Below are 19,831 nucleotides of genomic sequence, written 5' to 3'. Positions count from 1 at the left end.
CGGCGCGCGCCCCGCTTCGTGGTCGGTCAGGAAGCCCCGGGGGTTGCGGCCCCCGGGGCGGGCAGGATCAGGAACGGACCAGCGGGCAGGCGGCTTCCGTCAGCGGGCGGAAGGCCTCGTTCGCCGGGATCGTCGAGATCAGCTTGTAGTAGTCCCAGGCGCCGCGGCTCTCGGCCGGGGTCTTCACCTCGAACAGGTAGGCCGGGTGGATCTTGCGGCCATCGGCGCGGATCGTGCCCTCGCCGAAGGCGTCGTCGCTGGTGGGCATCGCCTTCATGCGGTTGGCGGCTTCCGCGCCGCTGGCCTTGGCGGCCGCGACGCCCATGTCCGCCACCGCCTTCAGGTAGTGCAGCACGCCGGAATAGCAGCCGGCCTGCACCATGGAGGGGCGGAGGTTGCCCGGCATCTGGCCGAGGCGCTGGGTGAAGGCGCGGGTGCGGTCGTTCAGGTCCCAGTAGAAGCTTTCCGTCACCACCAGGCCCTGCGCCACTTCGAGGCCGAGCGAATGCACGTCGGTCACGAAGACCAGCAGGCCCGCGAGCTTGGTGCCGCCGCGGGTGATGCGGAATTCCGCCGCCTGCTTGATGGAGTTGATCGTATCGCCGCCCGCATTGGCCAGGCCGATGACGTTGGCGCGGGAGCGCTGCGCCTGCTGGAGGAAGGAGGAGAAGTCCGTGGTGCCCGGGAAGGGCGTGCGCACGCCGCCCAGCACGCGGCCGCCGGCGGCGTTGACGAAGGCGGTCGTGTCACGCTCCAGCGCATGGCCGAAGGCGTAGTCCGCCGTGATGAAGAACCAGGTGCGGCCGCCCGCGGCCACCATGGCGCCACCCGTGCCCTTGCCGAGCATGTAGGTGTCGTAGGTCCAGTGGATGGTGTTGGGGGAGCAGGCCGGGCCCGTGAGGTCCGAGGTGGCGGCACCGGAGTTGATGAAGAGCTTGTTCTTCTCCCGCGTGATGGTGCTGACGGCCAGCGCCACGGAGGAGGTCGGCACATCGACGATCACGTCGACGCCGTTCTGGTCGTACCACTGGCGGGCGACGGTGGAGCCGACATCGGGGCGGTTCTGGTGGTCCGCCTGCACGACTTCCACGTTGATGCCGCGCTGCGTGATGCCGGATTCGCGCACCGCCATCTGCACGGCATGGGTGGAGCCCGGGCCGGAGATGTCGCGATACAGGGCGGACTGGTCGTTCAGCACGCCGATGCGGATGGTGTTGGCCGCCTGCGCGCGGGCGCTGCGATAGGGCAGGCCACCCAGCGCCGGCAGGGTGGCGGCGCCCACGGCGCCCTTGATGATGGAACGACGGTCAAGGCTCATTGCTGCTTCCTCCGTTGGTGTCCTGATGGTCCGGCGGCCCGGGGTTCAAACGCCCAGGTATTCGTGCAGGCGGTCGAGGCTGGCGGTCAGCTCATGGTTCGCGACCTCGTCCACGACGCGCCCGTGTTCGACGACATAGTGCCGGTCCGCGACGGTCTGCGCGAAACGGAAGTTCTGTTCCACCAGCAGCACGGTGAAGCCGCGCTGCTTGATGTTGCGGATCATGGCGCCGATCTGCTGGACGATGACGGGGGCCAGGCCCTCCGAGGGCTCGTCCAGCAGCAGCAGCCGCGCGCCGGTGCGCAGGATGCGCGCGATGGCGAGCATCTGCTGTTCGCCACCCGAGAGCTTGGTGCCCTGGCTGCGCGCGCGTTCCTTGAGGTTGGGGAAGAGGGTGTAGATCTCCTCGATGCTCAGCCCGCCCGGCGCGATCACCGGCGGCAGCATCAGGTTCTCCGTCACGTCGAGGGAGGCGAAGATGCCGCGCTCCTCCGGGCAATAGGCGATGCCGGCGCGGGCGATGAGGTCGGGGCGCAGGCCGATCGTCTCCTGCCCCTCGAACCTGATGGAGCCCGCGCGGCGGCCGGTGAGGCCCATGATGGCGCGCAGCGTGGAGGTCTTGCCCGCGCCGTTGCGGCCGAGCAGCGTCACGACCTCCCCCTGCCGGATGTCGATCGACATGCCGTGCAGGACATGGCTTTCGCCGTACCAGGCCTCGAGGTTGCGCACCTCCAGCATGGCGGTGCCAGAGGGGCCGCCATTGGCGGCGGGGCGGTCGATGGTGGTGGCCTCAGCCATGGGCGGTGCCCCCCGCGATGCCGGGATCGGTGCCGAGATAGGCGGCCTGGACTTCCGGGTTGCGCGACACCGTCGCGTAGTCGCCCTGCGCCAGCACGCTGCCGCGCGCCAGCACGGTGATGGTGTCGCAGAGACCCTCGACGACCTTCAGGTTGTGCTCCACCAGCAGCACGGTGCGCCCGGCGGCCACGCGCTTCACCAGCGCCACGATGCGGTCCACGTCGTCATGCGTCATGCCGGCGGTCGGTTCATCGAGCAGCATCATGGTGGGCTCGAGCGCGAGCGTGGTCGCGATCTCCAGCGCGCGCTTGCGGCCATAGGGCAGCTCGCCCGCATTGTGGCGGGCATAGGCGGTCAGGCCGACATCCTCCAGCAGTTCCAGCGCGCGGTTGTCGTAGCGCTTCAGCAGGGATTCGGGCCGCCAGAAATCGAAGGAATTGCCCCGCGCGCGCTGCAGCGCGAGGCGCACATTCTCCAGCACCGTCAGGTGGGGGAAGACCGCCGAGATCTGGAAGGAGCGCACCAGGCCGAGGCGCGCGATATCCGCCGGCTTCAGGTTGGTGATGTCCCGCCCCTCATAGCTGATCTTCCCGCGCGTCACCGGCAGGAACTTCGTCAGCAGGTTGAAGCAGGTGGTCTTGCCCGCGCCGTTGGGGCCGATGAGTCCGTGGATCGTGCCCCGCTTCACCTGCAGGCGCACGTCGCTGACCGCGACGAAGCCGCGGAACTCCTTCGTCATTCCCTCGGTCTCGAGGATCGTGTCGGACACCCTCGAACGCCTCCCATTGCCCCTGTGCGCCGGACGAGGTCGTGAGGCCCCGGGAGGCGTCGATCGGTTCCCCGATCGGGATGCCCCCGGCGCATGCCCGCCGTGCGCTGCCTGCATTCATGGAGGGGCGCGGCGCGGGACGCAAGGGCGCATGTGGCTGAAACAGTGGGAAGGCATGGGGCTACCGGGCGGTGTTGAAGGCGGCGCCGCGCCCGCGCGCCGGCGCGGGCGGGATGGCCGCCGCCGCCGCGGGGCGTTAGGCATCGGCGACCCATGACCGATCCCCGCAGCGACGACCACGCGACCCCCTTGCCCGCGCCCCCCGGCCCCGGGCAGGTGGCGGCGATCCGGCCCGGCCTGCTGTGGGTGCGCATGCCGCTGGATGGCCCGCCCTGGCATGTGAACTGCTGGCTGCTGCGCGATGGCGCGGGATGGCTGCTGGTGGATGCGGGGATCGACCGTCCGGGCACGCGGCTGGCCTGGGATTCCGTCTTCGCCACGGCGCTGGGGGGCCTGCCCGTCACCCGCGTGCTCATCACGCATTTCCACGCCGACCATGTGGGCCTGGCGGGCTGGGTGTGCGAACGCTTCGGCGCGCCCCTGCTGATGGCCCGCACCGAATACCTGCAGGCGCGCCTGCTGCTGCTGGAGGCGCCGGCGACGCTGCTGGCCGAGCAGGCGGCGCTGGGGGAGGCCGCGGGCGCGCCGGCCGACTACCTGCGCCACCTGCTGGCGCGGCGGCCCTTCTACCGGCCGGATGTGGTGCCCTTGCCGCTGCATCACCGCCGCATCGCCGCCGGCCAGGCGCTGCGCGTGGGCGATGGGGACTGGACGCTGCATCGCGGCGGCGGGCATGCGCCGGAGATGATGCTGCTGCATGATCCCGCCGGCGGCGTGCTGATCGCGGCGGACCAGGTGCTGCCGCGCATCTCCCCCTATGTCGGCGTCTTCCCGCCGGAGCCGGAGGCCGATCCGCTGGCCGATTTCCTGGACAGCAACCATCACCTGCTGGCGCTGCCCGCGGATACGCTGGTGCTGCCATCGCATGGCGATCCCTTCCTCGGGCTGCATGACCGCATCCGGGTTCTGGCCGCGCATCACGCGGAACGCCTGGCGCTGCTGGAGGCGATCTGCGCCACGCCGCGCACGGCCTATGAGGCCTCCCGCCTCATGTTCCAGCGGGACTACGACATGGACCAGATGCTCTTCGTCATCGGCGAGGGGCTCGCGCATCTCAACTGGCTGGTGGCGCGCGGGCGGCTGGTGAGGATGCGCGGCGCGGATGGCATGGCGCTCTACGGTCCACCGGGCTGAACAAGACTCTTCACCACTGAACGCGGCGTGATCGCGCCGCGCCGAAACCGTCGCAACCATGCCGCGTCGCCCCCGTTGCCCCCCTGAGGCGACAAGGGGCGAGGCATGGCGGGCATACCCTATTGCGGCACGGCGCCGCTGCCCGGCGCGGCCGGCTGGAACCTCGACCCCGTGCTGATCACGCTGCTGGCGGCGGGGGCGCTCGGCACGCTGGCCGCTTCGCCCCGGCGCGCGGCGCTGCCGCTGCTGGGCTGGGCGGTGCTGGCGGCGGCGCTGGTCTCGCCGCTCTGCAACCTGTCCGTCGCGCTCTTCGCCGCGCGGTCGGGCCAGCACCTGCTGGTGGCGCTGGTGGCGGCGCCGCTGCTGGCCACGGCCTTCGCGCGCGGCGGGCCGATCGGCACCGCGCTGCCGGCCTTCGCCTTCGCCGCCGCGCTGTGGTTCTGGCACGCGCCCATCGCCTATGCCGCCACCTTCGCGCCCGATGGCATCGCCTATTGGGCCATGCATGCCACGCTGCTCGGCAGCGCCACCTGGCTCTGGGCCGCGCTGCTGCGCGGGCGGCCGGAGGGCGCGGCGCTGGCGGGGCTGGTCACCGCCATCCAGATGGGCGTGCTGGGCGCGCTGCTGACTTTCGCGCCCCGCGCGCTCTACGCCGCGCATGCGGATGGGGTGACGCTGCCCTGGGGGCTGACGGCGCTGGAGGACCAGCAGCTCGGCGGGTTGCTGATGTGGGTGCCGGGCGGGCTGCTGCTGGGCGTGGTGCTGGCCGCCGGCATGGCGCGGCTGCTGAAGCCCGCGACGCTCGCCCTCGCGCTGCTGATGGCGCCGGGCCTGGCGCTGGCGCAGGGCAATGACGACACGACGGCGACGCCGGGCGCCTCCTCCCGCGCCCCGGTCAGCGTCGGCGTGCTGACCACCAACGAGGTCACGACCGGCGCCAGCGGCCCGCGCACGCCCTCCCCCGCGGTGCGCGAGGGCGCGGACCGGCGGGAGCGCGTGCTCGGCCCCGTCTGCGCCGGCCTGCGCGAACCCGCCCTGGCCGAATGCCGCTCCAAGAGCGGCCTGTGAGGAACCTGCCACGATGAGCCAGCCCGACCTTTCGCGCCGCGGCCTGCTGCTGGCGGGCGGCACGGCGGCGGCGACGCCGCTCGTCGCGCCCGCGCAGGCGCAGCCGGCGGCACCCCACGCCCCCGCGCCGGCGCCGCATGTCTGGGAGTTCTTCACGGGCGACGAGGCCGCCATGGTCTCGGCCGCGGTGGAGCGGCTGATCCCGGCGGATCCCGAAAGCCCCGGCGCCATCGCGGCCGGCGTGCCGGAATTCATCGACCGGCAGCTGGCGGGCAGCTACGGCACGGGCAGCCGGCTGTACCGCCAGGGGCCCTTCCGGGAAGGCACGCCGGAACAGGGCTACCAGCTGCCCTTCACGCCGGCCGCGCTGTACCGCGCCGCCCTGCCCGCCTTCGCGGCCTGGACGCGGCAGGGCTATGGCCGCGCCTTCCAGGACCTCGACCACCGGCTGCAGGACGAGGCGCTGCGGAAGATCGAGACCGGCGAGGCGGCGTTCGAGGCCGTGCCCTCCGCCGTCTTCTTCGAGACGCTGCTGGCCAACACCATCGAGGGCTTCTTCAGCGACCCGATCCATGGCGGCAACCGCGGCATGATCGGCTGGAAGCTGGTGGGCTTTCCCGGGCCCTTCGCGGGGTATGTGGAGCTGGTGGGGCGCCACAACCTCCGCTTCGACCGCCAGCCGCGCGGCATCGCGCAGGCCATCGCGGAGCACGCGCACAACGCCACGCCGATGTCGCATCACTGAGGGCACGCAGCATGGCAACCAGGCTTCCCGAGGTTGATGTCGTCCTTGTCGGCATGGGCTGGACCGGCGCGCTGCTGGCGAAGGAGCTGACGGATGCGGGCCACCGCGTCGTCGGCCTGGAACGCGGCCATCCGCGCCAGACCGTGCCGGACTTCCAGTCCCCCACCATGCATGACGAGCTGCGCTACGCCGTGCGGCACGGCTTGATGCTGGACCCGGCGACGGAGACGGTGACCTTCCGCAACTACGGCGCGGAGGTGGCGCTGCCGGTGCGGCAGCTCGGCTCCTTCCTGCCGGGCAATCACCTGGGCGGCGCGGGCGTGCATTGGAACGGGCAGACCTGGCGCTTCCAGGAAAGCGACTTCGTGCTGAAGTCGCATCTGGAACAGCGCTACGGCCGCGACATCATCCAGGATGGGCTGACGATCCAGGATTGGGGCGTCACCTATGCGGAGCTGGAGCCGCATTACGACCGCTTCGAGAAGATCTGCGGCATCGGCGGCAAGGCCGGCAATCTGCGCGGCACCATCCAGGCGGGCGGCGACCCCTTCGAGGCGCCGCGCAGCGACGAATTCCCGAACCCGCCCATGCCGCAGCCGCACGCGGCGGCGCTGTTCAGCTGCGCGGCGGCGGAGGTGGGCGCGCATCCCTTCCCCGTGCCGACGGCCAATCTCAGCCGCGCCTATCGCAACCCCTATGGCTGCGAGCTGCAGCCCTGCAACGCCTGCGGCTTCTGCGAACGCTTCGGCTGCGAGCATTTCGCCAAGGCGAGCCCGCAGGTCTGCGTCTTCCCCGCGCTGATGGGCAAGCCCGAGTTCGAGCTGCGCACGCTCTGCACCGTGACGAAGGTGGAATACGACGCGCAGGCGAAGCGCGCGACGGGCGTGACCTATATCGATGCGCGGGGGCGGGAGGTGTTCCAGCCCGCGGGCCTCGTCATCCTCTGCGCCTTCGCCTACCACAATGCGCGGCTGCTGCTGCTGTCCGGCATCGGCCAGCCCTATGATCCCGCGACGGGCGAAGGCAGCGTCGGCAAGAACTACACCTACCAGACCATGGCCGGCGTCTCGGTCTTCATGGATGAGGGCACGCGCCTCAACCCCTACATGGGCGCGGGCGCGTTGGGTGCCGCGGTCAATGACTGGAACGGCGAGAATTTCGACCACGCCGGGCTCGGCTTCGTCGGCGGCGGCTACATCGCGGCCTATACCACCGGCGGGCGGCCGATCGAGCATCACCCGGTGCCCTCCGACACGCCGCGCTGGGGTGCCGCGTGGAAGCAGGCGGTGAAGCGGCACTACAATTCGACGCTGTCGCTGTCCGTCCACGGATCGTCCATGCCGCATCGCGGCAACTACCTGGACCTCGACCCCACCTACAAGGACAGCCTGGGCAATCCGCTGCTGCGCATGACCTTCGACTTCCCGGCGAATGACCGGCTGATGGCGGATTTCGTCACGGACAAGGCGCTGGAGATCGGGCGCGTCATCGCCGCACCCCGCAACGGCACGGTGGAGGCCAGCCGGCGGAGCGGGCGCTACAGCATCGTGCCCTACCAGACCACGCACAACACGGGCGGCGCCATCATGGGCACCAATCCCCGCGACAGCGCGGTGAACCGCTACCTGCAATGCTGGGACGCGCACAACGTCTTCGTCATGGGGTCCTCCGTCTTCGCGCACAACCCCGGCTACAACCCGACCGGCACGGTGGGGGCGCTGACGCTCTGGGCCGCGAAGGCGATCCGCGACGACTACATGCGCGACCCGCGCCCGCTGGTGCAGGCATGAGGGCCGCGGTCGGGTTGCTGGCGCTGGCGCTGGCGGGCGGCGTGGCGGCGCAGGAGCTGCTGGGCAGCAACGCCACGCCGCAGCAGGTGGCCAGCGGCCGCGCCGTGGCGGCGGGCGCGGGCGGCCAGGGGCAGCAGGGGGCCTGCTTCTCCTGCCACGGCTTCGATGGCGCGGGGCAGCAGGCGGCGCTGTTCCCGGCGCTGGCGGGCCAGAGCGCGGAATACCTGCTGCTGCAGCTCGACCGCTATGCCAGCGGGGCGCGGCGGAACGAGGTGATGTCCCCGATCGCGGCGGCGATGACGCCGGAGCAGCGGCGCGACGTTTCCGTCTATTACGCCGCGCAGCCCGTAAAGGCCGCGGAGGCAAGCCCGCTTGGCAATGTCATGCTGTTGCAGCGCGGCGGCGTGCTCTCCGCGGCCGGTGGTGCGGATGTCGGCGTGCAGGCCTGCCAGAACTGCCACGGGCCGGCGGGGATCGGCATCCAGCCGCTCTATCCGCGCCTGGCGGGGCAGCCGGCGGAATACCTGGCGGCGCGGCTGCGCGCCTGGCGGGAGGGAGAGGCCCCGGCGGAGGGTGCCTCCCACCAGGCCATGGCGGCGATCGCGAAGCGGCTGTCGGATGACGACATCAATGCCGTCTCGCTCTACTTCGCCAGCGTCCGCCAGGCGCCGGCGACGCCGGGCACGGGGGTGCTGCGATGAGGCGCTGGCTGGTCGCCGCGGCGCTGCTGCTCGCGGGCGGCGCGGCCGCGCAGCAGGCGCCACGCTTCGGCATGGCGCCGCTCTGGCCCGCGCCGCAGCAGGCGCAGCCCTGGGCCGGCGATGCGGCGGCGGGCCGCGCGGTGGCCGTGGGCGGGGAGCGCGAGGCGGGCTGGAGCTGCGTGTCCTGCCACGGCATCGATGGCGCGGGGGATGGCAGCGGCGCCTTCCCGCGCCTTGGCGGGCAGCCGGCCTGGTACCTCTATCGCGCGCTCCAGGATTACGCGGCGGGGCAGCGGCCGAACGGGGCGATGACGCCCATCGCGCGCGGGCTGACCGACCGGCAGATGCAGGATGTGGCGGCCTGGTACGCGGCGCAGACCGCGCCCATCCCGGCCGCGCCGGCGCCACCGGCGCGCGTGACGCAGATGGGTGCCTCCCTGCACGCGGTGGGCGCGCCGGATCGCGGCGTGGTGGCCTGCGCGCAATGCCATGGGGCGCGTGGGGAGGGCGGGCCGCCCGGCGTGCCGGCCCTGGCCGGGCAGTATGCGGGCTACACCGCGCTGCAGCTGCGCCTGTGGAGGCATGATGCCCGCGGGCCCGGCGCGCTGGCCGTGATGCCCGCCATCGCGAAGGGGATGAGCGAGGAGGAGATCGACGCCGTCGCGCTCTGGTTCGCCTCGCTGCGCACGCCGTGAGGCGGTTCGGGATGGCGGCGGCGCTGCTGCTGATGGCCTGTGGCGAGGACGCGCCGCCGCGCGTGGCCGGTGGCGATGCGGCGGAGGGCCGGCGCATCCTGGCCGCGCAGGGCTGCACCGCCTGCCATGTGGTGCCGGGCTTCGGGCTGCCGCAGGGCCATGCGGGGCCCTCGCTGAACGGCTTCGGGCGGCGCGGCTACGTCGCGGGCGTGCTGCCGAACACGCCGGACAACCTGCTGCGCTTCCTGCGCGACCCCGCCGCCATCGCGCCCCGCACGGCCATGCCCGCGCCGCCGCTGGACGAGGCGGAGCTGCGGCACCTCGCCGCCTTCCTGGTGACGCTGCGATGAACAGCCAGAATGTCTTCGACACCGCCGGGCCGGATGGGGAGAGGCTGGCGACACTGGCCTGGCTGCTGTTCGGCGGGGGGCTGGTGCTGTTCGTGGCGGTGCTCGGTTTTCTCCTGATCGCGCTGTTCGGCGCGGCCCGGGCACGGCGCACGCTGGGGAATCCCCGCTTCATCGTGGCGGGCGGCATCCTCATGCCGGTGGTGGTGCTGACGGCGCTGCTGCTGCACACGCTGGGGCTGGCGCGCGCCCTCGGCCTGCCGCTGCCCGGCGATACGCCGCCGCTGCGGATCGAGGTGATCGGCCACCAATTCTGGTGGGAGGTCCGCTACCCCGAGGCGCGCATCACCACGGCCAACGAGATCCGCATCCCCACGGGGCGCGACGTGGTGCTGGAGGTGACGGCCAGCGACGTGATCCACAGCCTCTGGATTCCCGCGCTGCACGGCAAGATCGACATGATCCCGGGCCTGGTGAATCGCCGCACCATCCGCGCCGACCGGCCCGGCGCGATGCGCGGGCAATGCACGGAATTCTGCGGCACGCAGCACGCGATGATGGCCTTCATGGTGGTGGCGGAGACGCCGGAGGCGCACCAGGCCTGGCTGGACCGCCAGCGCCTGCCCGCCGCGACGCCGCCGGAGCATGAGACAGGCCGCGCGGTCTTCGCCGCCGCCGGCTGCGGCGGCTGCCATGCGGTGCGCGGCACGGAATGGGATGCGCGGATCGGGCCGGACCTGACCACGCTTGGCGGGCGGATGACCATCGGCGCCGGCATCCTGCCGATGAATGCGGGCACCATCGCGGGCTGGATCGCGGGCGCGCAGGACCTCAAGCCCGGCAACCGCATGCCGAGCTACGCGAATGCCCTGGATGGCCCGGAACTTCGCGCGCTGTCCGCCTGGCTGGAGAGCCTGAAGTGATCCCACCCCACGCGCTGCCCAACCCCCTGCCCCGGCCGGAGGGGGAGCTGGAGGCGCTGGAGGAAGTCTGGAAGCGCCCCCGCGGCTGGCGCTTCGTCACCGTCGTCAACAACAACTGGGTCGGGGTGCTCTACCTCGGCACCGCCGGGCTGTTCTGCGTCTTCGCCGTCATCCTCTCCCTGCTGATGCGCGCGCAGCTGACGGTGGGGGGCAACGACTTCCTGGATGCGGGGACCTACAACCAGGTCTTCACCGTGCATGGCACGGCGATGATGTTCCTCTTCGCCGTGCCGGCGGTGGAGGCGCTGGGCGTCTATCTGCTGCCGGCCATGCTGGCGGCGCGGGACCTGCCCTTCCCGCGGCTTTCGGCCTATGCCTTCTGGGCCTATGCCATCGGCGGCTTCTTCTTCTTCCTGTCGCTGTTCTGGGGCGTGGCCCCCGATGGCGGCTGGTTCATGTACCCGCCGCTGACGAACAAGGAATACTCGCCCGGGATCAACGCGGATTTCTGGCTGCTCGGCATCGGCTTCATCGAGATCAGCGCCATCGCCGGCGCCATCGAGATCATCGTCGGCGTGCTGCGCAACCGCCCGCCGGGGATGACGCTGGCGCGCATGCCGATCTTCGCCTGGGCCATGCTGGTCTTCGCGGTGATGATCGTCTTCGCCTTCCCGGCCGTGATCCTGGCCACCGTGCTGCTGGAGCTGGAGCGCGCCTTCGACTGGCCCTTCTTCCTGACGGCGCGCGGCGGCGATCCGCTGCTGTGGCAGCACCTGTTCTGGTTCTTCGGCCACCCGGAGGTCTACATCATCTTCCTGCCCGCGGCGGGCGCCGTTTCGATGATCGTGCCGGCCATGGCGGGGACGCGCCTCGTCGGCTACGGGCTGGTGGCGACGGCGCTGGTGGCGACGGGGTTCCTGAGCTTCGGGCTCTGGGTCCACCACATGTATGCGACGGGCATCCCTTCCCTCTCGCTCGCCTTCTTCAGCGCCGCCTCCTTCGCGGTGGCCATCCCGACCGGCATCCAGGTCTTCGCCTGGATCGCGACCTTGGCGTCGGGCCGGCCGCGGATGGAGGTGCCGATGCTCTTCGTGCTCGGCTTCCTCTTCATCTTCGTGCTCGGCGGGCTGACGGGCGTGATGGTAGCCGTGGTGCCCTTTGACTGGCAGGCGCACGACACCTACTTCATCGTGGCGCATCTGCACTACGTGCTCATCGGCGGCATGGTGTTTCCGCTGCTGGCGGGCCTCTACTACTGGGCGCCGTTGGCGTCGGGAGGCGGGCTGCGATACGGGCGATCCGTGTTCTGGCTGCTCTTCGGCGGCGTGAACCTGACCTTCTTCCCCATGCATGTCGCGGGGCTGATGGGCATGCCGCGGCGCGTCTGGACCTATCCGGAGGGGATGGGGCTGGAGCTGTGGAACATCCTCTCCTCCGTCGGCGCCGCCGTCTCCGCGATCGGCATCATCCTGCTGATCGCCGATCTCGCGAAGAACTTCCGCATGTCCTCCGGCGGCACGGATTCCAACCCGCACAAGGCGGGATCGCTGGAGTGGCTGCCGCAGGGCAACTACAACACGCGGAGCATTCCCCTCATCACGTCGCGCGATCCGCTCTGGGACCAGCCGGGCCTGGCGGAGCAGGTGGCGGCGGGGCAGCACTTCCTGCCCGGCACCATGACGGGGCGGCGGGAGACGCTGGTGACCAGCGCGGTGGATGCCGCGCCGCAATACGTGGCCATCGTGCCAGGCCCCGCCTGGGCGCATGTGATCGCGGCGGTCGGCACGGCGGGCTTCTTCCTGGCGCTGACGGTGCAATGGGTGGTGATCAGCGCGAGCTTCGGCGCGGTGGGCCTGGCGGCGGTGCTCTACTGGCTGTGGAACGGCACGGATCTCGGGCCGGTGCATGAACCCGTCGATGTCGGCGGCGGCTATACGCTGCCGGTCTATGTCACGGGGAAGGACAATCTCGGCTGGTGGGCCGTGGTCGTGCTGATGCTGGTGGATGGCACGGTCTTCGGCTGCGTCGCCTTCACGCATGTCTTCCTGTGGCTGTCGAATGGCGCGGAAGCCTGGCCGCCCGCCGGCACCGCGCTGCCGGGGCTCGATGCGCCGCTGCTGAGCGCCGCGCTGGTGGTGGCCAGCGCGCTGGTGGTGATGCTGTCCGATGCCGTGCTGAGGCGCGGCGGGCGATGGGGCGTGGCGGCGCTGGTGCTGGTGGCGCTGGGGCTGCTCGGCGCGGGCATGGGGCTCGACCTGCAGGCGACGTGGGAGGCCGGCGTACGCCCCACCGCGCATGCCTTCGGGGCGGCGATCTACCTGAACCAGTTCTGGCAGCTCTTCCACCTCGGCATCATGCTGGTCATGGCGCTGTACCTGGTGGCGCGCATCGCGGCGGGGATGGTGGGGGCGGTGCGGCGCGTCACCTTCGATGTCGTGAGGCTGTTCTGGTTCTACGTCGTCGGCCAGGCGCTGGCGGGGCTGGCGCTCAGCCACCTGTTCCCGCGCGGCGCGGGGGTGGCGTGATGGGCGTCGCGGCCTCCATCCTCGGCATCGTCATCTGGAGCGTGCATTTCCTGCTGGTCTATGGCGGGCAGGCCGTGGCCTGCGCGGCGGACCGGCCGGGGCTGGTCACGCCGCTCGTCATCGGGGCCAGCCTGGTGGCGCTGGCGCTGCTGCTGGTGGTGGCGCTGGCGGCGCGCCGGCATCGCCACGGCTTCATGGGGACGATGGCGATCGGCATCGCGGCGCTCTCGGCCCTCGCGGTGGTGTGGGAAGCGGCGCCGGCGCTCGCCCTGCCCCCCTGCTGAATGGAACCATCGGGGTGCGCGGTGCGCTTCCCGCCGGGACATTCGACGGAGGATTTGAGCATGGCGAACGAACTGAGCGGCAGGAAGGTCGCGGTGCTGGCGACCGATGGGTATGAGCAGGTGGAGCTGACGGAGCCGGTGCGCGCGCTGAAGGAAGCGGGTGCGGCCGTGACCATCGTCTCCATCAAGGCGGGCACCATCCAGGGCTTCCAGCATGACGAGAAGGGCGACAGCGTTGCGGTGGACCAGACGCTGGAGGAGGCGAAGCCCGACAGCTTCGACGCGCTGGTGCTGCCGGGCGGCGTGATGAACCCGGACACGCTGCGCATGACGGAGAAGGCGGTGGCCTTCACGCGGCATTTCGTGACCAGCGGCAAGCCGATCGCGGCCATCTGCCACGGCCCCTGGACGCTGATTGATGCCGAGGGTGTGCGTGGCCGGCGGATGACGTCCTGGCCATCGCTGAAGACGGACCTCCGCAACGCCGGCGCGCAGTGGGAGGATTCGGAGGTGGTCACCGACCAGGGCCTCGTCACCAGCCGCAACCCCGGCGACATCCCGGCCTTCTGCCGCAAGATGATCGAAGAGTTCCGCGAGGGCCGGCATGAGCGCCGCGGCGCGAACGACCAGGGCGCGTCGCGCGCGGCGGGCTAAACCTCCAGGTCGCGCGACAGCGCGACCAGGTCACGCGTGTGGGGGTGCTGGGCCTCGCCGGCCCGCAGGGCGGCGACGTCCAGCGCCTCCACCACCTGGCCCTGCTGCATCACCGCCAGCCGGCCGCAGAGATGCGCCACCACCGCGAGGTTGTGGCTGACCAGGATGCAGGTGAGCTGCCGCGCGGCGCGCAGGTCCGCCAGCAAGTTCAGCACCTCCGCCTGCACCGACACATCCAGCGCGCTGGTCGGTTCGTCCAGCAGCAGCACGGAGGGATCGGCGATCAGCGCGCGGGCGATGGCGACGCGCTGGCGCTGGCCGCCGCTCAACTGGTGCGGGTAGCGGAAGCGGACGATGGGGGAGAGGGAGACTTCCTCCAGCGCGCGGCGGATGCGGGCCTCCGCGCCATCCAGGCCATGGATCGCCAGCGGCTCCGCCAGGATCCGGTCCACGGTCTGGCGGGGATGCAGCGATCCATAGGGATCCTGGAAGACCATCTGCACGCTGCGGAAGAAGGTGCGGTCCCGCCGGGGGCCGAGCGCCCTGCCCTGCAAGGCCATCGCGCCCGTCCAGCCCGGGATCAGCCCGGCCAGCGCGCGCAGCACCGTCGATTTGCCGGAGCCGCTTTCGCCGACCAGGCCGAAGGTCTCGCCCGCCCCGATCGCGAAGGAGACGCCGCGCACGGCATGCACGCCCCCGAAGCGGACATGCAGGTCCTGGACCTCGATCATGCGCGCTAGGCCGGATCGCGCGCCAACACGGGCAGGCGCGCGCGGGGTGCGTCGAGGCGCGGCATGCAGTCCAGCAGGCCGCGCGTGTAGGGATGCGTCGCGGCGTGCAGGTCCCGCGCGGCGATCTCCTCCACCACGCGGCCGGCATACATGACGGCGACGCGGTCGCAGAAGCGGGAGACGAGCGGGAGGTCGTGGCTGATGAGCATCAGCCCCATGCCGCGATCGGAGACGAGGCGATCGATCAGGCGCAGGATCTCCGCCTGCACCGTCGCGTCCAGCGCGCTGGTGGGTTCGTCGGCGATCAGCAGATCGGGCTCCGGCGCCAGCATCATCGCGATCATCACGCGCTGGCCCATGCCGCCGGAGAGTTCGTGCGGATAGGCGCCGAAGACGCGGCGGGGGTCGCGGATCAGCACCTGTTCGAGCAGGGCCATGGCGGCGTCCCGCGCCTCCCGCGCCGGCCCACGCTTGTGGGTGGCCCAGGCCTCCGCGATCTGCGCGCCGGCGGTCATGATGGGGTTCAGGCTGAATTTCGGGTCCTGCAGCACCAGGCCGATGCGGGCGCCGCGCAGCTGCCGCATGGTGCGGGGCGTGGCGGCGGCGATGTCGATGCCATCGAAGCGCAGCGACCCCGCCACGCGCGCCTGCGGCGGCAGCAGGCGCATCAGCGCGCGGCCGGTGACGGATTTGCCGGAGCCCGACTCGCCGACGATGCCGAGCTTCTCCCGCCCCATCGTCAGGGACACGCCGCGCACGGCGGGCACGAAGCCGTTCGGGCCCGGGAAATCGACGCGGAGGTCACGGATCTCGACCAACGGACCCGTCATCGCTGCTTCGGGTCCAGCACGTCCCGCAGCCCGTCGCCCAGCAGGTTGAAGGCGAGCGAGGCGAGGAAGATCGCGATGCCCGGGATCACCGGCACCCACCATTGCTCCAGGATGAAGCGCCGCGCCGTCGCGATCATCGTGCCCCATTCCGGCAGCGGCGGCTGCGCGCCGAGCCCGAGGAAGCCGAGACCCGCGGCGGTCAGGATGATGGAGGACATGTCGAGCGTGACGCGGACGATGAGCGAGGGAATGCAGACCGGCGCGACATGGCGCAGCACGATGCGCCAGGGCGATGCGCCCGCCATGCGGACGGCGGCGATGAAATCGGCATCGCGGATGCGCAGCGTCTCCGCCCGCGCGAGGCGGGCATAGGGCGGCCAGGCGGTCAGCGCGATGGCGGCCACCGCGCTTTCCACCCCCGGCTTCATGGCGGCCACGAAGGCGAGGGCGAGGATCAGGCGCGGGAAGGCCAGGAAGACATCCGTGGCGCGCATCAGCACGCGGTCCAGCCAGCCGCCCGCATAGCCGGCGGCGCAGCCCACCAGCAGGCCGATCGGGGCCACCAGCACCACCACGGCGACGACCATGCCGAGGGTGATGCGCGCGCCATGCAGGATGCGCGACCAGACATCGCGGCCCAGTTCATCCGTGCCGAACCAATGCGCGGCGGAGGGCGGCTGCAGGCGGTTGGCCAGGTTCTGCGCGCCGGGATCATGGGTGGCGAGCAGCGGCGCGAAGACCGCCATCAGCAGCATGGCCAGCGCCACCGCCAGCCCGGCCACCGCCAGCGGATTGCGCCGGAACGCCAGCCAGGCCTGGTAGCGCCGCCCCCAGGCGGCCTGGGCGCGGGAGGCGGGTTCGTCGGAGAGCAGCCAGGCGCGGGAGATCATCGCACCCTCGGGTCCAGCAGGCGGTAGAGCAGATCCGCGAGGAGGTTGAGGCCCACATAGATCAGCCCCACCACCAGCGTCGCCCCCAGCACCGCGTTCATGTCCGCGTTGAGCAGCGAGACCGTGAGGTACTGGCCGAGGCCGGGCCAGGAGAAGATGGTCTCGGTCAGCACCGCGCCCTCCAGCAGCCCCGCATAGGTCAGGACCAGCACCGTCACCAGCGGGACGGCGATGTTGCGGAAGGCGTGGCGCCAGATGATGCGCGTCTCCGACAGGCCCTTGGCGCGGGCGGTGGTGACGTATTCCGAGGACAGCTCCGCCAGCATGAAGGCGCGCGCCATGCGGGCGATATAGGCCAGCGAGAAGAAGGCCAGCACCCCCGCGGGCTGCGCCAGGTGGGCCAGGGCGTCCCAGAAGGCGCCCCAGTCATTCGCCAGCGCGGCATCCAGCGTCAGCACGCCGGTCCGCACCTCCACCATGTCCTCATAGGCGATGCCCTGGCGGCCGGGCCCGGGCGCCCAGCCGAGCTTCGCGTAGAAGAGCAGCAGGGAGAGCAGGCCGAGCACGAAGACCGGCAGGCTGTGCCCGGCCAGGCAGAAAAGCCGCACCGCCTGGTCCAGCCAGCCGCCCTGCCGGACGGCGGCCAGCACGCCGAGCGGCACGCCGACCAGCGCCGCCAGGATGATGGCGACCGTCGCCAGTTCGAAGGTAGCGGGGAAGAAACGGGCGATGTCCTGCGTGACGGGGTTCGCCGTCATCACCGAGCGGCCGAGGTCGCCTTGCATGATCTGGCCGACGAAGCGGAGAAACTGCTCCGGCAGGGGGCGGTCGAGGCCGAGTTCGAGTCGCGCGCGCTCCACCACCTCCTGCGGCGCGCGGTCGCCGACGATGGCCAGCACCGGGTCGATGGGGACGACCCGGCCGATCAGGAAGGTCACCAGCACCAGGCCGAACAGCGTGATCGGCACGGTGAGGAGGGTGGCCCCGAGGGCCCTGAGCTTCACGCCTTCACGATTCCCGCGAAGTTGGTGCGGTCGCTCATCGGGCCGAGCTCGAGGCCGGCGACGTTGGCGCGCGTCACCGCCACCTCGATCTCCTGCAGCAGGATGACGAAGGGGGAGACCTGCTGGTGTTCGCGCTGCAGCGCCTGGTAGGTGGCGACGCGGCGGGCGCCGTCGGTATCCGTCACCGCGGCGGCGGTGCGGGCGGTGAGGTCCGGGATCTCCCAGCTCGCGCGCCAGGCCAGCGTCCGGTTGCGGGCGTTGTCGCCATTGTCCGGGTTCATGCTGAAGGCCTCGGCATTGCTGTGCGGGTCGAAATAGTCGGACCCCCAGCGGACGATCGCCATCTCATGCTGCCGGGCGCGGGTCTTGGTGATGACCTGCCGCATCTCCCCGGCCACCATGCGCAGCCGGATGCCGATGGCGCCGAGCTGGGCCTGGATGGCCTGGGCGATGTCGGAGATGGGCGCGCCGGAGGAATAGTCGAAGGCGATCTCCAGCCCGTTCGGGAAGCCCGCCTGGCGCAGCAGGGCGCGCGCTTCCTCCTGCCGCTGGCCGAAGGGCTTTTCCGTCAGCGCGCCGGGCAGGCCCTCCGGCAGGAAGGCCTGGTGGACGGCATAGGTGGTGGAGACGATGTTGCGCTGGATGCCCTCATAGTCGATGGCCAGCTTGATGGCCTGGCGGACCTCCGGCCGGGCCAGGCCGGGGTGGCGCTGGGACAGGCTGAGATACATCAGGCTGGCCTTGCGCTGCGGCATGATGCGGAAGCGGCTGTCGCTGCGGAGCCCGTTGATCTGGTCCGCCACCAGGTTGCGGGCGATGTCGATGTCGCCGCGCTGCAGGCCGAGCAGCTGGGCGGAGCTGTCCAGCATGTGGCGGATGATGATGCGCCGGGTGCGGGGCGCGGGGTCGGCGTTCGGATTCGCCTCCAGCATCACGCTCTCGCTGGCGCGCCACTGGCGCAGCACATAGGCGCCGCCGCCGGCGGAGTTCTGCTTCAGCCAGCCATTGCCGAGGTCATCCCCCTGGGCGCGGGCCATGACGACGGCCTTCTCCACGATCGATCCGACCGCGGCGGAGAGGCAGTAGTAGAGGAAGCTCGGCGAGGTCGGCGCGGCGCATTCCAGGACCAGGGTGCGGGCATCGGTGGCCCGGATGCGCTGGTCCGCATTCTCCCTGGTGAAGCCGAACTGGTTGATGATGAAGGCGGGCGACTTGTTGAGGATGGCGGCGCGGCGGAGGGAGAAGGCCGCGTCCTCCGCCGTCACGGGTGCGCCGGACGCGAATTTCGCGCCCGCTTTGATGACGAAGGTAAAGACCTTGTTATCAGTCGTGGACCAGCTTTCCGCCAGGTCACCGACCAGCCGCGCCGGATCATCGTTCGGCGTGGTCACCAGCTTCCGGTACACGTTCCCGATGATTTCGGTCCCGGTATATTCGAACGCCTCCGCAGGATCGAGGCTCGTGATGTCGTCGATCTGCTTGGCCATGACGATGACGCCGGGCGGGGATTGCGCGGCGGCGGGGGCGGGCATGGCGGCGCCGAGCGCGGCGGCCCCGGCGGTGGTCCCGGCGGCGAGCAGGGCGCGGCGGGTCAGGGTGGGGTGCATGGGGGATCCTCCGGGACTGGAGGGGAGCCTAGCGGCACCTTCGCGCTGGCGGGAAGCCTGTGCGGAAGAATCGTGTTTTTGGACTATTCTCTCTTTTCCTAACATCACGCAATCGTGAGTAGGTATCGCGAGGCAGGTGGTACGCCCCGATGATCCGCATAGGTTGAGACGGCGGGGGTTTTTCGTAGGGCGAGGAATGAACTAGGGTTTTCGAATGTTCGCAGGATGCACATTCGGGCTTGTCCAAATATTAAGACAAAAATAAGTCTTGCAACTAATGGGCGCACAAATCATAAATCCGTTACGGGCTCAATAATGCTACACACCGCAGCCAAGCCCGGGCCGCGGTGACGCAACCAACCACCCCATGGCGAAGGCCGTGGGACAGGCCAGAAAGGGATCATCCCATGTCCTTCGCCGACTTCCGCCGCCTCGTCGCCGCCCTCCGCCAGGATGAGAAGGGCGTCACCGCCCTCGAATACGGCCTGATCGCCGCCATCCTCGGCGCCGCCGTCATCACCGCCTTCACCACGCTGGGCACCGGCCTCGGCACCTTCTTCACCAGCGTCGTCGCCAAGCTGACGCTCTGACCTGACAGGCCCCGCCTGCCGCGGTTGCGCCGCGGCGGGCGCAACCCGCGATCCAGAAAGGAAACACGCCATGTCCCTCGCCGATTTCCGCCGCCTCGTCGCCGCGCTCCGCCAGGATGAGAAGGGCGTCACCGCCCTCGAATACGGCCTGATCGCCGCCATCCTCGGCGCCGCCGTCATCACCGCCTTCACCACGCTGGGCACCGGCCTCGGCACCTTCTTCACCAGCGTCGTCGCCAAGCTGACGC

At 71.0% G+C, this 19,831-nt stretch carries 21 protein-coding genes; 13 read left to right on the top strand and 8 right to left on the bottom strand.

Translation table 11 applies throughout. The features are described from left to right. Positions 1-67: 67 nt before the first annotated feature. The 3 genes from JJI54_RS22600 to JJI54_RS22590 are packed head-to-tail and all read right to left on the bottom strand — an operon-like array spanning position 68 to position 2,885. Positions 68-1,318, bottom strand: a complete 1,251-nt coding sequence (locus JJI54_RS22600; protein WP_203075382.1) for an ABC transporter substrate-binding protein — start codon at positions 1,316-1,318, stop codon at positions 68-70. Positions 1,319-1,363: 45 nt separating this feature from the next. Continuing rightward, positions 1,364-2,116 (bottom strand): ABC transporter ATP-binding protein, encoded by a 753-nt coding sequence (locus JJI54_RS22595; RefSeq protein WP_456305610.1) that lies wholly within the window; start codon positions 2,114-2,116, stop codon positions 1,364-1,366. Next, positions 2,109-2,885, bottom strand: a complete 777-nt coding sequence (locus JJI54_RS22590) for an ABC transporter ATP-binding protein (protein ID WP_318987556.1) — start codon at positions 2,883-2,885, stop codon at positions 2,109-2,111. Before JJI54_RS22590 ends, JJI54_RS22595 begins: the two co-directional genes overlap by 8 nt. Positions 2,886-3,158: 273 nt before the next feature. Between JJI54_RS22590 and JJI54_RS22585 the strand changes: the two genes are divergently transcribed. The 11 genes from JJI54_RS22585 (at position 3,159) to JJI54_RS22535 (ending at position 13,931) form a co-directional block, all read left to right on the top strand. After that, positions 3,159-4,199, top strand: a complete 1,041-nt coding sequence (locus JJI54_RS22585) for an MBL fold metallo-hydrolase (protein ID WP_203075380.1) — start codon at positions 3,159-3,161, stop codon at positions 4,197-4,199. Between the two features lie 105 nt (positions 4,200-4,304). Then, on the top strand, positions 4,305-5,267 hold the full coding sequence (locus JJI54_RS22580) for a cytochrome c oxidase assembly protein (RefSeq protein WP_203075378.1): 963 nt from the start codon (positions 4,305-4,307) through the stop codon (positions 5,265-5,267). Between the two features lie 13 nt (positions 5,268-5,280). Next, complete coding sequence (locus JJI54_RS22575; RefSeq protein WP_203075377.1) at positions 5,281-6,012, top strand: gluconate 2-dehydrogenase subunit 3 family protein; 732 nt, start codon at positions 5,281-5,283, stop codon at positions 6,010-6,012. A gap of 11 nt (positions 6,013-6,023) precedes the next feature. Next, positions 6,024-7,802 carry a GMC family oxidoreductase gene (locus JJI54_RS22570; protein WP_203075375.1) on the top strand — a complete coding sequence of 593 codons (1,779 nt, stop codon included), beginning with the start codon at positions 6,024-6,026 and terminating at the stop codon, positions 7,800-7,802. Beyond that, entirely contained in the window at positions 7,799-8,503 is a 705-nt protein-coding gene (locus JJI54_RS22565) for a c-type cytochrome (protein WP_203075373.1), read from the top strand. Before JJI54_RS22570 ends, JJI54_RS22565 begins: the two co-directional genes overlap by 4 nt. Further along, positions 8,500-9,198 carry a c-type cytochrome gene (locus tag JJI54_RS22560; protein WP_203075371.1) on the top strand — a complete coding sequence of 233 codons (699 nt, stop codon included), beginning with the start codon at positions 8,500-8,502 and terminating at the stop codon, positions 9,196-9,198. Before JJI54_RS22565 ends, JJI54_RS22560 begins: the two co-directional genes overlap by 4 nt. An 11-nt stretch (positions 9,199-9,209) precedes the next feature. Further along, a complete protein-coding gene (locus tag JJI54_RS22555; RefSeq protein WP_203075369.1) occupies positions 9,210-9,548 on the top strand; it encodes a c-type cytochrome in 339 nt (112 codons plus the stop codon). Further along, a complete protein-coding gene (locus JJI54_RS22550; protein ID WP_203075367.1) occupies positions 9,545-10,468 on the top strand; it encodes a cytochrome c oxidase subunit II in 924 nt (307 codons plus the stop codon). The genes JJI54_RS22555 and JJI54_RS22550 overlap by 4 nt, the downstream gene beginning before the upstream one ends. After that, positions 10,465-12,993: a cbb3-type cytochrome c oxidase subunit I gene (locus tag JJI54_RS22545; RefSeq protein WP_203075365.1), complete on the top strand. Its 2,529-nt coding sequence runs from the start codon at positions 10,465-10,467 to the stop codon at positions 12,991-12,993. The genes JJI54_RS22550 and JJI54_RS22545 overlap by 4 nt, the downstream gene beginning before the upstream one ends. Then, positions 12,993-13,277 carry a hypothetical protein gene (locus JJI54_RS22540; protein ID WP_203075363.1) on the top strand — a complete coding sequence of 95 codons (285 nt, stop codon included), beginning with the start codon at positions 12,993-12,995 and terminating at the stop codon, positions 13,275-13,277. The genes JJI54_RS22545 and JJI54_RS22540 overlap by 1 nt, the downstream gene beginning before the upstream one ends. A gap of 60 nt (positions 13,278-13,337) precedes the next feature. Next, positions 13,338-13,931, top strand: coding sequence for a type 1 glutamine amidotransferase domain-containing protein (locus JJI54_RS22535; protein ID WP_203075361.1), 594 nt, complete (start codon positions 13,338-13,340; stop codon positions 13,929-13,931). Here the strand turns inward: JJI54_RS22535 and JJI54_RS22530 are convergent. The 5 genes from JJI54_RS22530 to JJI54_RS22510 are packed head-to-tail and all read right to left on the bottom strand — an operon-like array spanning position 13,928 to position 18,993. After that, the gene (locus JJI54_RS22530; protein ID WP_203075359.1) at positions 13,928-14,662 is read right to left on the bottom strand and encodes an ABC transporter ATP-binding protein; all 735 of its coding nucleotides are present in this window, start codon (positions 14,660-14,662) and stop codon (positions 13,928-13,930) included. The two genes, JJI54_RS22535 and JJI54_RS22530, sit on opposite strands and share 4 nt — an antisense overlap. A 5-nt stretch (positions 14,663-14,667) precedes the next feature. Continuing rightward, entirely contained in the window at positions 14,668-15,492 is an 825-nt protein-coding gene (locus tag JJI54_RS22525; RefSeq protein WP_203075358.1) for an ABC transporter ATP-binding protein, read from the bottom strand. Continuing rightward, on the bottom strand, positions 15,489-16,382 hold the full coding sequence (gene nikC / locus JJI54_RS22520; RefSeq protein WP_203075356.1) for a nickel transporter permease: 894 nt from the start codon (positions 16,380-16,382) through the stop codon (positions 15,489-15,491). Before nikC ends, JJI54_RS22525 begins: the two co-directional genes overlap by 4 nt. Next, positions 16,379-17,386 (bottom strand): ABC transporter permease, encoded by a 1,008-nt coding sequence (locus JJI54_RS33010; RefSeq protein ID WP_203075354.1) that lies wholly within the window; start codon positions 17,384-17,386, stop codon positions 16,379-16,381. The genes nikC and JJI54_RS33010 overlap by 4 nt, the downstream gene beginning before the upstream one ends. Then, on the bottom strand, positions 17,383-18,993 hold the full coding sequence (locus tag JJI54_RS22510) for an ABC transporter substrate-binding protein (RefSeq protein WP_203075353.1): 1,611 nt from the start codon (positions 18,991-18,993) through the stop codon (positions 17,383-17,385). Before JJI54_RS22510 ends, JJI54_RS33010 begins: the two co-directional genes overlap by 4 nt. A gap of 407 nt (positions 18,994-19,400) precedes the next feature. Here JJI54_RS22510 and JJI54_RS22505 point away from each other — a divergent pair, with 407 nt between their 5' ends. After that, positions 19,401-19,583, top strand: coding sequence for a Flp family type IVb pilin (locus tag JJI54_RS22505; RefSeq protein ID WP_203075351.1), 183 nt, complete (start codon positions 19,401-19,403; stop codon positions 19,581-19,583). A gap of 70 nt (positions 19,584-19,653) precedes the next feature. Continuing rightward, a partial coding sequence (locus tag JJI54_RS22500; protein ID WP_203075349.1) for a Flp family type IVb pilin occupies positions 19,654-19,831 on the top strand: 178 nt, incomplete at its 3' end.

The organism is Falsiroseomonas ponticola (assembly GCF_016805305.1).
GTDB classification, from domain to species: Bacteria; Pseudomonadota; Alphaproteobacteria; order Acetobacterales; family Acetobacteraceae; genus Falsiroseomonas; species Falsiroseomonas ponticola.
The sequence above is the reverse complement of the archived record's forward strand: the minus strand, read 5'-3'. Positions and strand labels throughout refer to the sequence as shown.

Excerpts from the sequence above, each read along its gene's own strand:
- nikC (WP_203075356.1), bottom strand. The coding sequence starts at position 16,382 with ATGATCTCCCGCGCCTGGCTGCTCTCCGACGAACCCGCCTCCCGCGCC.
- JJI54_RS22550 (WP_203075367.1), top strand. The coding sequence starts at position 9,545 with ATGAACAGCCAGAATGTCTTCGACACCGCCGGGCCGGATGGGGAGAGG.
- JJI54_RS22505 (WP_203075351.1), top strand. The coding sequence starts at position 19,401 with ATGTCCTTCGCCGACTTCCGCCGCCTCGTCGCCGCCCTCCGCCAGGAT.
- JJI54_RS22570 (WP_203075375.1), top strand. The coding sequence starts at position 6,024 with ATGGCAACCAGGCTTCCCGAGGTTGATGTCGTCCTTGTCGGCATGGGC.
- JJI54_RS22555 (WP_203075369.1), top strand. The coding sequence starts at position 9,210 with ATGGCGGCGGCGCTGCTGCTGATGGCCTGTGGCGAGGACGCGCCGCCG.
- JJI54_RS22530 (WP_203075359.1), bottom strand. The coding sequence starts at position 14,662 with ATGATCGAGGTCCAGGACCTGCATGTCCGCTTCGGGGGCGTGCATGCC.
- JJI54_RS22535 (WP_203075361.1), top strand. The coding sequence starts at position 13,338 with ATGGCGAACGAACTGAGCGGCAGGAAGGTCGCGGTGCTGGCGACCGAT.
- JJI54_RS22540 (WP_203075363.1), top strand. The coding sequence starts at position 12,993 with ATGGGCGTCGCGGCCTCCATCCTCGGCATCGTCATCTGGAGCGTGCAT.
- JJI54_RS22600 (WP_203075382.1), bottom strand. The coding sequence starts at position 1,318 with ATGAGCCTTGACCGTCGTTCCATCATCAAGGGCGCCGTGGGCGCCGCC.
- JJI54_RS22580 (WP_203075378.1), top strand. The coding sequence starts at position 4,305 with ATGGCGGGCATACCCTATTGCGGCACGGCGCCGCTGCCCGGCGCGGCC.
- JJI54_RS22595 (WP_456305610.1), bottom strand. The coding sequence starts at position 2,116 with ATGGCTGAGGCCACCACCATCGACCGCCCCGCCGCCAATGGCGGCCCC.
- JJI54_RS22565 (WP_203075373.1), top strand. The coding sequence starts at position 7,799 with ATGAGGGCCGCGGTCGGGTTGCTGGCGCTGGCGCTGGCGGGCGGCGTG.
- JJI54_RS22575 (WP_203075377.1), top strand. The coding sequence starts at position 5,281 with ATGAGCCAGCCCGACCTTTCGCGCCGCGGCCTGCTGCTGGCGGGCGGC.
- JJI54_RS22585 (WP_203075380.1), top strand. The coding sequence starts at position 3,159 with ATGACCGATCCCCGCAGCGACGACCACGCGACCCCCTTGCCCGCGCCC.
- JJI54_RS22560 (WP_203075371.1), top strand. The coding sequence starts at position 8,500 with ATGAGGCGCTGGCTGGTCGCCGCGGCGCTGCTGCTCGCGGGCGGCGCG.
- JJI54_RS22525 (WP_203075358.1), bottom strand. The coding sequence starts at position 15,492 with ATGACGGGTCCGTTGGTCGAGATCCGTGACCTCCGCGTCGATTTCCCG.
- JJI54_RS22510 (WP_203075353.1), bottom strand. The coding sequence starts at position 18,993 with ATGCACCCCACCCTGACCCGCCGCGCCCTGCTCGCCGCCGGGACCACC.